7 protein-coding genes are annotated in these 14188 nt (G+C 53.8%); 6 read left to right on the top strand and 1 reads right to left on the bottom strand.

The window, feature by feature from the left end:
• Window positions 1-156: 156 nt before the first annotated feature.
• The 6 genes from HXY34_05475 to HXY34_05450 all read left to right on the top strand — a co-directional run bounded on the left by HXY34_05475 (window position 157) and on the right by HXY34_05450 (window position 7725).
• Window positions 157-2046, top strand: a complete 1890-nt coding sequence (locus HXY34_05475; protein NWF95571.1) for an ABC transporter substrate-binding protein — start codon at window positions 157-159, stop codon at window positions 2044-2046.
• A gap of 408 nt (window positions 2047-2454) precedes the next feature.
• Complete coding sequence (locus tag HXY34_05470; protein NWF95570.1) at window positions 2455-3117, top strand: ribulose-phosphate 3-epimerase; 663 nt, start codon at window positions 2455-2457, stop codon at window positions 3115-3117.
• Between the two features lie 15 nt (window positions 3118-3132).
• On the top strand, window positions 3133-3780 hold the full coding sequence (fsa, locus tag HXY34_05465) for a fructose-6-phosphate aldolase (GenBank protein ID NWF95569.1): 648 nt from the start codon (window positions 3133-3135) through the stop codon (window positions 3778-3780).
• Between the two features lie 68 nt (window positions 3781-3848).
• Complete coding sequence (locus HXY34_05460; GenBank protein ID NWF95568.1) at window positions 3849-5408, top strand: amidohydrolase; 1560 nt, start codon at window positions 3849-3851, stop codon at window positions 5406-5408.
• Between the two features lie 6 nt (window positions 5409-5414).
• The gene (mutL, locus tag HXY34_05455; protein NWF95567.1) at window positions 5415-7175 is read left to right on the top strand and encodes a DNA mismatch repair endonuclease MutL; all 1761 of its coding nucleotides are present in this window, start codon (window positions 5415-5417) and stop codon (window positions 7173-7175) included.
• A 142-nt stretch (window positions 7176-7317) separates the two neighbouring features.
• Entirely contained in the window at window positions 7318-7725 is a 408-nt protein-coding gene (locus tag HXY34_05450; GenBank protein ID NWF95566.1) for a type III secretion system chaperone, read from the top strand.
• 350 nt (window positions 7726-8075) lie between these two features.
• On the opposite strand, the gene HXY34_05445 is transcribed toward HXY34_05450, so the two are convergent.
• Entirely contained in the window at window positions 8076-13856 is a 5781-nt protein-coding gene (locus tag HXY34_05445; GenBank protein NWF95565.1) for a hypothetical protein, read from the bottom strand.
• Window positions 13857-14188 lie beyond the last annotated feature (332 nt).

The raw sequence follows: 14188 nt of genomic DNA, 5'->3' as shown, positions 1-14188 counted from the left end.
GAAGTAGTAAGCTATATTAGATGCCACAACCGGATGCATTGGCCTATGTGTGACGACTCGTCATCTAGTGATACTTTGTTCAGATGGCGGGGACTACACAAGGGATCCGGGCGTGGTTGCGCCCCGGACGAGTAGCCTCTCTAAGGAGGAAGAAAATTGGAGAAGAACCAGATTATCGCGATAGTAATTGTGGTAGTAATCGTCGGTTCTGTCGGTGTGGCCTATCTGTTCATGCAACCCGTCAGACCGGAGATAAAGACCGCAAAGAACGAAATCGTGTATGAAACAATCGGTAACCCCGAGTATCTGGATCCCCATACTGACTACGAGTCATTCGGCTCATGGATCTCGTACAATGTCTATGAAACCCTGTACACGTATGATTGGGATTCAGCTGACACCTCACCATCAGTGCCGCTGCTTGCTACAGGATACACCGTATCCGGTGATGGCCTCAACTGGACCTTCACTCTCCGCCAGAATGTCAAGTTCCACGACGGGACACCCTTCAATGCAAGCTGTGTCAAGTACAACTTCGAGCGCGTGATGGCACTCTTCGACACCTTCGGACCGGCCTGGATGTTTGCCGAGCCAATCCTTGGTGGACAGGCAATTGAGGATGCCGCATACGAGTATGGTGAGGGAAGTCCACAACATGCCGGCAACTACACTGCATGGAAGGCTGCTAATGACGCAGGGACAGGTGCAATCATAGTCCTTGACACCTACACCATCAGGTTCCGCCTTGCCTACCCATACGCTGCATTCCTTGCCGCGATTACCTACGAAGTCGGTGCGCAGATGAGCCCAACATGGGTTGAGGCGCATGGTGGCATCACAATAGGTGAACACAACGACTACGTCGACTCGCACACCTGTGGCACCGGACCGTACATGGTCACGGCGTGGGTGCCAGACCAGTACATCCAGCTTGATGTCAACCCCAACTACTGGCGTGCCGCTTCAGCAAAGACAGAGGTCACCCCGTACGCAGGCAACATCACTAGGGTCACTATCAAGACCAACGAGGATGTCAGCAGCAGGATTCTGAACCTCCAGTCCCACACGACTGACATCGGCTACTGGCCTGTCAGCCACGCAACACAAATCTATAATGGTGTGACTGGTCCCAGCGGCGACGGCAACTTGAAGTCAGCCAATCCGTTCCTGAAGCTGTGGGCCCAAGAACCAACCTACGATGTGATGTTCCTCGGATTTAACATGAACCAGTACTTGAACCGTTCCGGCAATACAGTACTTAGCCCGTTTGTGATAAAGGAGCTCCGTGAGTCACTGTCCTACGCATTCAACTACAAAACATACATTGACAACGTATTGAATGGCTTTGGTCAGCAAGGACAGGGACCAATCCCAATAGGCATGTTCGGCCACAACGACAGTCTCTTCATGTACGAGTACGACATCGAGAAGGCTGTTGATAAGTGGAACGAGGCCATGACAAAGGGTCTACCCGCAATCCTTGCCAACATGAGCTACACGTTGGACATATACTACAACAGCGGCAACACCAACCGCGAGAGAGCCTGTCTCCTCATGAAGGACGGTATCACTGCCATCCTGAACCACCCGGACTCCACCAAGCCGGCACAGACACTGACAATCAATGTCAATGCGCTTGAGTGGGCGTCATACCTCTACCAGGTGAGGAACAAGCAGCTCCCGCTCTTCTTCCTGGGTTGGGCTCCTGACTACGCAGACCCTGACAACTACGTTGGTCCGTTCGTCAAGAGCACAGGTACCTACCCGCTCCGAATCGGTCTTACGGGTTCACCGGGTTGGAATGCCGCCTTGGTCGATGGCTGGATCAACTCTGCAGCTCAGACGCAGAACGCCACCCTCCGACTGCAGTACTATGGTCTGATTCAGGACGCCATAGTGGATCACTGCGCTTACATCTGGGCGTACCAGGCACAGTCATTCCATGTGGAAGCCGACTACATGTTCGGATACCAGTTCAACCCCATGCATGACGCGTACTTCTACCACTACTACAAGGCGTACGGCGTCGGCATGACTGTCTGGTAGACCTACGCTGTTAGTCTAGGAATATGTATGCAGGGGCACAATCCTCTGCATACCCCTCTTTCTTGTTCCCAGTTGTGGCAAAACGCGTTTCCACCATGAGCCCGTGTCTACAATGCGCCGCTCGTTGCAGAGTCGGGATGTCAGTCTGCCGCTCGCTGTATGGCACAGGGGACGCCGCGAGTCATCGCCTTGACGGGATTGATTGCTAGCACACAAGACTGCACACATCAACCGCCTCACGCAGGAGCACCCAGTCTATCCTGATGCGTCGACATCTCCTGAAGAATCCCCAGACCGGTTTGGCTATGCCTGCTGTCTCTGTCGCCTAATAGCAAACGATATACGGCACGACGGCTGGTCCCTCATCGACCTCCCCCCAAGCCCCCATGCCAGCGGGAGACCGTACACATGAAGACCATAATTGCTCCATCCATATTGTCTGCCAACTTCGCTCGTCTGGAGGACGACATCAAGGCCGCGGAGAGAGGCGGAGCTGACTACTTCCACATCGACGTGATGGATGGTCACTTCGTCCCGAATATATCATTTGGGCCAATCGTCGCACGCACGATGAGAAGAATCACAAAGACCCCTCTGGATGCCCATCTGATGATCACGAACCCCGACAAGTACATTCCTGAGTTTGTGGATGCCGGGGTGGAACTGATATACCCCCACGTGGAAGCGACGTACGATGTATATCGGACAGTGCAGCTGATAACCGATTTCGGAGCAAAGGCGGGCATTACGCTGAACCCGGGCTCACCTGCAGAGTGGGTGGAACCTCTGCTCGACAGGATTGACTACGTGTTGGTGATGTCAGTCTGCCCGGGATTCGGAGGACAGAAGTTCCAGCCGGACTCCATCCGAAAGATTCGTCGGCTCAGAGAGCTTCTGGACAGCAGCAAGCCATCAGTCCAGATTGCGGTTGATGGCGGGGTCAGCAAGGACAACATCAGAAGCCTGAGGGAAGCAGGTGCTAACTTCTTCGTTGCAGGCTCGTCGGTCTTTGGGACAGGCGACATATCGAAGGCAGTGAGGGAGCTACGGGCGGCTGCAGGGGAGAGTTGAAGGAGGAGACCATACTTGAAGTTCTTCATAGACTCGGCTAATGTTGAAGCAATCCGTCAGGCCCACGACAGAGGCATGTGTGACGGAGTGACAACAAACCCATCGCTTGTGGCCAAAGAGGGTCGCAACTTCCGAAAGGTCGTCGAGGAGATAGCGGAATTCGTCGAGGGACCTATCAGTCTCGAAGTGGTGGCTGAGAACGCCGTCGAGATGGTCAAGGAGGCCAGAGAACTCAACAGCTGGATAGGGAATGCCGCCATCAAGATTCCCCTGACGTGGGAGGGACTGAAGGCAGTCCGTGTCCTTGCCTCAGAGGACATCAAGACGAACGTCACACTGTGTTTCAGTGCAAATCAGGCGATAATGGCAGCCAAGGCAGGTGCCACCTTTGTATCACCATTCATCGGCAGGCTTGATGATGTCGGCCATGTGGGCATGTCACTCATAGAGGACATCGTACAGATCTATGGCAACTATGGCTTTGAGACCGAGGTGATTGTTGCCAGTGTAAGACATCCGATACATGTGCATGAGGCTGCCCTCCTCGGCGCCGACATAGTCACAATCCCACCGGATGTCTTGAGCAAGATGATAAGCCATCCCCTGACAGACATTGGTATCGAGAGGTTTCTCAAGGACTGGGAGAAAGTCAAGGACAAGTGATGTACGCAGCTCGTTCAAGAAGCTCACTAAGTCTATATTCGTATTCTCGGGTAGAGATGTGATAGCCCATGAAGATTGAGGCAGACCTCGTGGTCTTCAATGGCAACATCATAACCATGGACCCAGCCCAGCCCATGGCTACGACCCTTGCAATCAAGAACTTCAAGTTCCTAGCTGTCGGCAAGGACGAACACATCGAAGACCTTCTCCCCACCGCCAGACGGGTCATCGACCTTGGGGGCAAGACCGCACTACCCGGCTTTGTGGATGCTCATACTCATATCACTGTCGAAGGCATACGAGCGTCCCACGTAAGACTGAGCGACGCAAAGTCAATTGCGGAGGTTCAAGCGCTCCTGAGAGAAGCTGTGCCACGGCACGCTCCCGGCCAATGGATTCGAGGATATGGATGGGACGAGAGTCGCTGGTCAGAAAAGCGCTACATCACTGCATCCGACTTGGATGCTGTGTCAAGAGATCATCCCATAGCAGTGGACCGCGTTGACATGCACCTGACATCAGTAAACACCACAGCTATGCAGCAGATGGCGATACCGGACCAAGAGGGCGTGTTGAAGGACGCCAAGGGGCGCCCTATCGGGGTCTATCGGGACGTGGCAGACGTACACAAGGCCCTCTATCCCACCGCTGATGAGGTCAGAAGAGGGGTTGTTGCAGCCACACGTATTGCGAATGTGCATGGCATCACCACTGCGGTTGACAACATTCAACCTGGCACACTGCGGCTCATCCGTGAATGTGAGACGAGCAACGAGTTGACGGCAAGACTGGTCGTCAACATCAGGGACAAGCAGATGGAGCACCTGATCAAGCTGGGCATCACATCTGGGATGGGCAGTCCAATGGTCCGAATTGGTGGTGTCAAGAGCTTCATTGACGGTTCCATAGGCGCGCGCACCGCGGCCGTGTCGGAGCCCTACAAGGATGACAGGAAGAACAAGGGCCGTCTTCTCACTACTCCCAGAGCCTTGAAGCGACTGGTCACTACCGCAGTCCATGGTGGACTTCAGACGGCCATCCATGCCATAGGCGATGCTGCCATTGAGATGCTCATTGCTACATTCGAGTCACTGAGCGACGATGAGAGGTCACTCATGAGAGCACAGCGCCACAGGATTGAGCATGCGGAGATGATAAGCGAGGACCAGATTCGCCGTGCCACAGCACTGGGACTCATCCTCTCCATGCAGCCCAACTTCGTCGTTCCGTGGCAGCTTGAAGGCGGACTCTACTACGACCGCTTCGAAGATGATAGAGTCGACTGCATGAACATGTTCCGGGTGGCGCTTGACAATGGGGCAAGGGTGTGCTTTGGTTCGGACGGTATGCCGTACGGACCGCTCTATGGCATATGGGCCGCCGCCACGCACCCGAACCCAAAGGTCAGACTGAGTGTGGAAGAAGCTTTGCGATGCTACACTGTTGTGGGCGCCTACGCCTCCTTCATGGAGCGCATCGCGGGTAGCATCACAGTGGGCAAGCGCGCAGACTTCGTTGTGCTGTCGGACAACATTCTGCGAACAAGCCCGAGCTGCATAAAGGACATCGTGGTGGAGAACACATTTGTTGGCGGCATCGAGGAGTTCTCCGTTGCGAAGAACAGGTGAGCCCAGATGGGCAGAGTTCGAGTCTTGCCTAGTGATGTCGTGGCCCTGATATCGGCCGGGGAGGTGATTGACAACCCCGCATCTATAGTCAAGGAACTGGTTGAGAACTCACTGGATGCCGGGGCGACGCACATAGACATCTCCATTTCCAATGGTGGTATCGACCAGATTGTTGTGGCTGACAACGGGTGTGGCATACTGAAGGAAGACCTTCCCATATGCATAGAACGTCACTCCACCAGCAAGATTGCGACAAGAAGTGATATCGACGCTATTGCCACTTATGGCTTCAGAGGCGAGGCACTGGCAAGCATAGCGGCGGTGGCCAATCTGATAATCACGACTCGTGCTCGGGAAGAGCAGACTGGCTCCAGGCTGGTCTCACGTCCTGGTGGAGAGGTGTCCGTGTCCGAGGCGAGCCGTCCACCAGGGACCACAGTGGATGTCACCGAGTTGTTCGCTCTGTTCCCTGCCCGGAGAAAACACCTTGCAGAGCCCAAGACCGAAGCGCAGAGGATTGTCGATGTCGTCATAGCACATGCAGTAGTCAGGAATGACATCGGTTTCAGGCTCAGTCGTGATAGGACGACAATCATTGAATGTCCAGCCGGTCAGAGTCCTGTTGACAGGGTCGTGAGCCTCTGGGGCTCTGACATTGCCCGCTCCCTGGTGGAAATAGACGGTGAGAGAAGCGGAGTCAGGGTGAAAGGCTTCGCTGTCAGGCCGAACATCACAAGAGGCAACCGGTCGAGGATGCTCTTCTCTGTCCTCAGACGACCCATATGCGACGAGCGCATGAGCAGCGCAGTCGAGGCTGCCTACGAGAACCTGCTCATGAGAGGCAGACACCCTCTCTGCTGCATCGACGTGACTGTGGACAAGAGAAGTGTCGATCCCAATGTCCACCCCACGAAGAAGGAGATTCGTCTGCAGGACATTGACCTTGTCACCCAGCTCATCTACGAGTCCGTCAACCGCGCAATCACGAAAGAGACCCCATACGAGCCTGCTGGTACGCTCGAGGACTTCCTTCATCAGTCCGATGAAACACCATCACACTACCCCCACCACAGACCGGCTCCCGGTCCGGCAAGGCGGACTCCCACATGGCCACTGGTGGAGAAGACGGTCTTGGAGACACCGCCACCGAGTCCTGACGAGGCCACCATGAACATCCCGAACTTGGGAGGGCTCTTCAGAATCATCGGACAGATGAATAACGTATACTTGCTCTTGGAGTTCGAAGATGGTCTCGTCATAGTGGACCAGCACGCAGCACATGAACGTGTCATGTATGAGCGGCTCAGAAGACAGGTGAACGAGGGCAAGGCATACTCGCAGGAACTCCTTGAGCCAATCGTGCTTCGTCTTGACCCAAGAGATGTGGAGGACGTGCTTCTTCTCACTGACCAGCTCGACATTGTCGGATTCTCAATAAGCTCCTTTGGCGGTAACGAGATCCTTGTCTCATCGGTGCCAGCAGTCCTTGGCAGACAGGTATCAGAGAAGGAGATTGTGTCCCTTGTCGACGACATTCTCTCAACCGGTACGGACCATGCACGCGAGCACTTCATGGACGAGATAGTCAAAGTGACTGCCTGTCACTCCGCAATCAGAGCAGGTCAGCCTCTCAGTATCGGTGAGGTTCGAGCACTCCTTGAAGACATGGCCAAGACACCCGACAGATACAACTGTCCGCATGGCAGGCCCACCCTCATCAAGGTCACTCAGGAGGAGCTCGACATGCGTTTCAAGAGACTGCTCTGAGATAGTGCCAGTAGGGAATGATTTGCCCAGCAACTACCTAGAACAACAAAAAGCGAAGAGTTTTACTAGGTATTTGCTGATAGTTGATTAGACCGATGAGTCTCTTCGCACTGCGTCAGTGTGTGTTTCTGGTGAGTCTACGGTGAGCACCACATGGTTCTTGGCAAAGGAGTACCTCAAACGACTGGAGGTCGAGTTCGAGGAGAAAGAGAAGAAGACCTTCAGCCTATTTCCACACGGACCCACCAAGACCGAAGAGATCGAGGTGTTCCCAGAGGCCAGTTGGATAACGCTCACCACTCGACTTCACGACCTCTCGAAGACACCATTGAAGAGTCGAAGAACGATCTACGAGACGCTGTTGAAGACTAATGCCAGTCTCGTGGGTGTCAGCTTCGGTGTTGACAAGAAGTCCTACATAGTGCTGACTAACGCAATTCCCATCACTGGCATATCTTATGATGCATTCAGTGCCATCTATGAGGCACACATGACCGGCATTAAGTTCTTCCACAACAAACTCTTCCCACTCATCTCTCCAAAGGAGTAGTATCGAGAGGGCGTCTCCCGGAGACATGCCTGTCACGGAACGCATGGTATGCATGACGAGCTGTCGAGGCTTCACTCAGTCACAGACCGTCTAGCGTGTGCGGGGCAGAAGGATTCCTCACAGGTGTCCTTGGAGACTGCTTGACACAGACACGACCCGAAGGAACAGGCCATCACAGAGACTGCATGCGCTGGGGATTCAGCCCGCAAGTCCGTCGTATAGTCGCTCCAGCAGCAACAGTCAGCAATAGAGAATGATACACAAAGAGATAGGGAGAGGGAAAGTGAAGCAGAAGAGGAGAGGGAAGAGAAAAAAGAATGAGGAAGGGGCTTGCACCCCTTCGCACTGTTCTACTTACGTCGTCTCAGCACAAGGAGAACGATGATCAGAGCTGCAGACGCAACACCCACGACCATGACAAGTACGTCAAGAGGGACTCCCGGACCTGGCACCCACGGTGAAGTAGAGGTGGTTGTCCCGCCGACCACATAAGATCTAGTCGAGGACTCGTATGGACCAGACTCTGTCTCGACTATCACCTTGTAGAACACGGTTGTTCCCAGCGGGTGCGCGGGTATCTGACCAGACCAGTGCATGTCGTGCACATTGTTCATCGGCACGCTCTGATGCGCTGACCCACTGGTCCAGTACTCAAGTCGGACAGAACTGATTGGGTACTGTGAGTCTATGTCCACACCAATCTCGACGTAGTCGTCCGCTCCCGGTGTCATTGGGCTCTGACTGAACTGACTGAATGTCACAGGACTGGGTATGCTTGACGTTCCAAGGCCGGAGACATAGCTGATGAAGACAGGGTCCTGATAGACGCTGTAGCCCTGCCACTCTGGGAAGCCGATGGTCACGTAGTACATGCTAGACGTGAAGCTCCACGCCGTCGCAGACTGTCCGCTCTCAGACTCGAACGCGGTCCTGAACGTGCCCATGGGAGTCGTCTGACTCACAACTTCGTACGGAGCGCTCGTGTTCTTGCTCCAGTCGTATGTTGTGCCGCCCATGACCATCTCAGCGAACTTTGCACCAGCCGTCTCCATCTCGAAGACATCGCTGCTGACGGTGCTCTCGGACCCTGTGAACGAGCCGTTTGCCTTGAATGCAAAGCTCGACATCCGGATATCCGCCAGATAGTTGAGTGCCAGTGACTTGTTCACGAGGTTGGACCGTCCGCCCAGCATATCCACATCCCAGTTCCCCACGTAGTTGTCCACCTTGATGGTCGCGTAATTGTTCAGACTCGTGCTGTTGAGATGTCCCTGGAAGTGGACTAGGAAGGACAGCTCGTCAATGGTCACTTTGGTCGGTCGCTCATCAAACGTCCTCAGATCCGCACCGGTCACCTGCCGGTCGTACCATCCCCAGTATCCGTAGAGGTTGAACGGATAGACAGTGCCGTTCACTCCTCTGAACGAGATTCCATATGTCAGCTCATCTTCCACTCCAGCGACGATGGACCCGGATGCGTTCAGGTTGCCGTACGCCGCACCGGGAGTCACGAAGCTGACACTGTCGACATGGTCAGGGATGAGGTAGTGCGTGAGCTCTCCGCTGGATGGGTTGTTGAGGTCGACATTCATCAGACCGTCGTTGTTCTCGTCCTCCCACAGCATCAGACCACTGAACTCATAGTGGAGGCCGACATTCATCCAGTAGTCCACCCCGGACTCCTGGTATGAGGTCCCATAGTCTTGGTTGATGGCGAAGGTCAGCCAAGTCCAAGTCTGTGTGTTGGAGGTCATCCAGTCCCACCCGTTGGCGATAGCCTCGGCGACCAGGTCAGCCCAAGTGACGTTCTTGCACATCCACGCAATGTCCCAGTAACCGGGCATTGGAGTACCCGAACTGCTGAGGACTATGTCCTTGACGTCCTGCATCTCGGAAGCGTTGAGTGGAGTGATGTCGGCAGCGTGGTACCAGTAGAACGTCTGGTTCCACTCGTACGACCATGTGAATGAACTCAGACCCAGGTAGGAGTTGATGTGCATCTCGTCACCCGGCAGGGTTGAATTGGGATCCCAGTCAAGCCAGACGCTCATAAAGTCCCACTCGTGGGTCGAGGTGCTCCTTGAGGAGTACTCCTGTTCAACAAAGTACTGGTCGTCAACCGTGTCAAGGTTGCCATCAAGGTCCAGTGCGCCATTGTCCGGATTCGTGTCCCAATTCTTCAGTCCCCACATGCCCCAATCGGGCATTCCGATTATCAGGTTGTAGAAGTTCTTGTAGACACTGCTAGCAATAGGCGCTGGTCCGTACACAGACGCGTAGCCCCATCTGTTTCTGACCCTGTAGATGTTCTCGAAGTTGGGGGCCGCAGTCACTGTCGTACTCCGGTACTGGAACTCGTAGACTGGTCTGTTGGAGTTCATGAAGAAGTAGGGACCGCCTGTCGAGTTGGAGTTGGTTATCTTCCAGCTCCAGAAGACCGGCACATAGGCGTCCACCACGTACACATCACCCATGAACTCAAAGACATCTGCCGAGCCGTTGTTGTATGCCTCCACGGTGAACGAGTTCAACACATCGAGGATACGGTATTCGGACGAGTTGTACAATGACCCGTTGAGGGCCACATACTCGTACCATGTCTCGTTTCCTACAGATCTGAACTCTGGATAAGTTCTGGTTGTGAACAGGGATGAGCCATTGTAGTTGCGCTCAAAGACTGTGAGGAAGCCCGTTCTGTTCAGCAACCACCTTGTGCCGTTGACAAGGTCAGCGTAGTATTGGTAGGCCTCGCCGTCCCAGTAGCTATCCACCCAGCCGTCCATGCCGGAGTTGTAGGTGACCGTACCGTTCTTCAGAAACATATTGTCATCAAACACACCGTATTCCCCATAGTACCCAAGTACTGTGGGGTTCCAGATGTCGGTTCCATTAGCAGACCCATAGACTGCTGTCTGCATATCAAGCCGGTACGTCTGGCCACCTATGTCCACATAGTGTTCTGCGGAGATGTTGTAGACAGGATAGACGTTGCCATTGTAGATCACCGACTTGGTGGTCGGTACCTTGCCTCCAGAGTTATCGGTCCTGCTCAGGTCCATGTGCCACTGCGCATTGGCCCCCGGATAAGGCATCTCATGTCTGACGCCGTTGTCCTCGGTGTAGTAGAACCTCTGGGTTCCCCAGCCAGCCAGCACGACGTCATTGCCTTCGTACTCGCCTATGAAGTAGTACATTGGTCCGCGGACGCTCTGAAGGACGGAGTTGATGATGGCTTGGTATTCACCGGTCGTATAGTTGAAGTCCAACCTGTACAGACTGCCGGACATGTCAGTGGCATAGTAACACCCATCGCGGCTCTCCCACCAGAACTGACTGATGTTCAGGACACCGTCCAGACCGTACCTGAGGTACATGTATTCATGACGGTTTTCCAATTCCACCTTGTCATGATATACGGCTGCATAGGAGACGGGGTCAGGATAGTAGTGCACAGCTCCATAGAGATCGAGCCACCATGCGTAATTGCTGCTTGAGCCATAGTCGTACCAGTAGTTCGGCCACTCCATGCTGGTCAGGAACCACTCAGCGTCATTCACCGTCACATTGTATATGTACTTCGCATCTGTGTATGTGACGAGGACCTTCGTGGTGTTGGGCAGGAGATAGTAGTAGTAGTCTTTGCCTTCCTCCGGGTCGTAGTGGTCGTAGAAGAAGAACTCCTCATTCTCCGTTCCGGACCACGGGTCATAGCTCTTGATGACCTTCACGGTGTACTGGACACCATCCTTCACTATGTAGGGAGTTTCTTCTCCTCTCATGAAGTCTGGGCTCAGCGTTGTGTTGAGGAATGCCAGCTGATTCTGTTTGAATGGATCCACATAGACCTTGTCACCACCCATATCGAAGCTGTAGACCCATTCGCGGTCCCATGTGAGCACCTGATGCAAGCCATAGCCACTGGAATAGTCTTCATACCACGTGTTGTTCAGGAACGCAAAGTCCCACCAGTAGCTTGTGGACGGCACGCTCTCGCTCATGTTGACGAGGAAGGTCACGAACAGGTCTCCACTGTCAACCCATGATGCAAAGCCTGTGACTCGAGCAAAGTCGTCTGATACCTTCGCCTCAGAACTTCGGTAGTCAAAGCCGTTCTGTTGCCACTCGCCTGTGAGTTGGTTGTAGTACCACCACTGCCAGTGCCAACCTTCGACTTCCATCCAGCGCCACTCCCAGTACATGCTGTTCACCCACTCCCATGTGCTGGTCGAGCTGTTGTACTCGTAGTGCCAGCCTGTGATGTTGGTGTACACGTAGTCCATGTACTTGCCATAGGTGTAGTTGTACTTCTGAGTGTGATTGAACGCCTGCAGCGTTGGGTTTCCATGCATGTCCATGACGATGTCGTATGTGACATGCGAGGATATGGACTCGTTAGCTGTCCATGAACCAGAATAGGCCTCAAGTTCCAGGGCCGCGCCATCTATGTCGGACGCCAATGACCCACCGCCCTGAAGCCTTCCCTTGACCATGAAGTTCTGACCCTGATTGACCTGGAAGAGCCAGCCTCGTGGCTCGGTCCCATCCTCTTTGAGGAGGCGCGCAATGGTCACCGGGCGCTCAATCGTGATCCTCTTGGCCATTTCGAAGTCGGATGGTGTCTGTCTTGGAGCTTGGCCATACGTCGAGGGCTGATAGACTGCGTTATCGGGACCCATGACCAGCGGTTCAAACGAGAAGTAATCGTAGGCACCGCTCTGCTGCATGAGTTGAGTGAAGTGCCCGACGAAATCCACGGTGAGGTCAATGCCCAAGGTACTGACAGAGCACAGACCCATGTTGAGTTCGTAGAAGACAGGATAGTCAGAGGGTATGGGCTCATAGACAGTGATAATCCGGTTGTACTCACCATCGACATAGTGGTCCCACGGATAGCCATAGTAGGTATAACCAAGTCTCGTCTCAAAGCCCAGTGAGCTGTTGTAGATGAACATCATGTACCGGTAAGCCCAGGTGTTCTCAAGAACGACCGTGCGGTTGAACTGGCTCAGCTCCGGGTCCCAGACCTCATAGAGACGATACACTTGCACCTCCTTGTATATGCCAACATCGACATACTCATACGACTGATATGGACCGTACACGTCTTCGTAGTAGCTCACCTCGACTGTTGCATTCCATATGTAGGTCTGCATGGTGGTGTCGTAGACCCAGCCACCGGTTGAGACCTTCATCTCCCGGTGCATACCAGTCTTTTCGACCGCGACCTGCATCATGGGCGGTATCTGCAGACCGAGTTGCACATACTCTGGTTCAGGACCACTCACATTGAACCGCATGATGAAGTCCCGGCCTCTGCTTACAGAATAGAGGGGATCTCCTTCTAGGTCGAGCTTCTGGAGGGTGTAGGTTCCGCCGTAGGAGAATGACCATGCCTGGTTCGGAGGTATGCCCACTGCAATCCCGTTGAACTCCCATCCGGAGCCATAGTTGTAGGTCCCAATTGTGTTGTAGTTGTTGTCGGAAACAGTCATGTCGATGCCAAAGAGTCCAATCGGTGACTCGGCTGTGAACCTCACGACGAAGTTCACATAGTATCTGTTCGCGTCGGAACTGTTCGAGCACAACAATGGTAGGATATCAAGGAAGCTCGGACTGGGCGGAGATGGGCCCTCGCTAGAGTTGTACGCCCAGCTGTATGCATACCATGGCTCGTAGCTGTAGGCATTGAACTCCATGCTGAAGCTGGCGCTGAAGTTCATGTTTGAGCTCATGTAATAGCCATAGAAGCTCACCCGGCCCAGAACGCCTCCATGAGTGAACACATTCTTGGGAACGGTCACCTGGAAGGTGAGGTTCTCGTTAATCTCTGCATAACTGTCCTTCGTGAGCTCAGAACCGTTCTGATGGTATATCTTGAAGGTTGGTCTGGGTCCGAAGAGCCAGTTTGTATTGCTCCAAGTCCACTCATTGCTGCTGTTGCCGCTATCCTGGTTCCAGTTCACATATGTCCCACTGCCATGCGGACTCTGGGACACTGTTGATGTCTCTGTCTTTGGTTGGATGGTCATATTGTCAGCTTGGGGAGCTGCATCCAAAGACAGCATCGAGAACAGGAAGAGACAGACTGCTGCAACTGAGAGGAGTTGGCGACTTATCAATCTCGCTCGCATGTTGACTGAACTCCTGTAAATGCGCATCAGGTCTAGCATGGTCTTGTACAGTGCAGTGACTTAGCGTACATAACCAGGTAGACCTGTGGCGCTCAAGTCTACTAGTAGGATGCTACCGCCAATCCATATAAGGAAAACTTCGATGTATGATTCGTGTAAAGGGGCTCCGAGGAGGCGTGACTGCCACCTGCAGCACATACTGCTCATGTCGGCATGCCAGAGTTACGAAACGTCTGCGGTCGTCAACATGATCTCAGACGAATGTCCCGAGACTGATCAGGACTCGTGTGAATGTGCCTTCAATATGGCACTCTGAGGAGATAGTGAGTGCA

The sequence above is a fragment of the Candidatus Thorarchaeota archaeon genome, assembly GCA_013388835.1.
GTDB lineage: Archaea > Asgardarchaeota > Thorarchaeia > Thorarchaeales > Thorarchaeaceae > JACAEL01.
The sequence above is the reverse complement of the archived record's forward strand: the minus strand, read 5'-3'. Positions and strand labels throughout refer to the sequence as shown.

Bases quoted from the DNA above. Each gene is read 5' to 3' on its own strand.
- HXY34_05460 (NWF95568.1), top strand. From the start codon at position 3,849: ATGAAGATTGAGGCAGACCTCGTGGTCTTCAATGGCAACATCATAACC.
- mutL (NWF95567.1), top strand. From the start codon at position 5,415: ATGGGCAGAGTTCGAGTCTTGCCTAGTGATGTCGTGGCCCTGATATCG.
- HXY34_05445 (NWF95565.1), bottom strand. From the start codon at position 13,856: ATGCGAGCGAGATTGATAAGTCGCCAACTCCTCTCAGTTGCAGCAGTC.
- HXY34_05470 (NWF95570.1), top strand. From the start codon at position 2,455: ATGAAGACCATAATTGCTCCATCCATATTGTCTGCCAACTTCGCTCGT.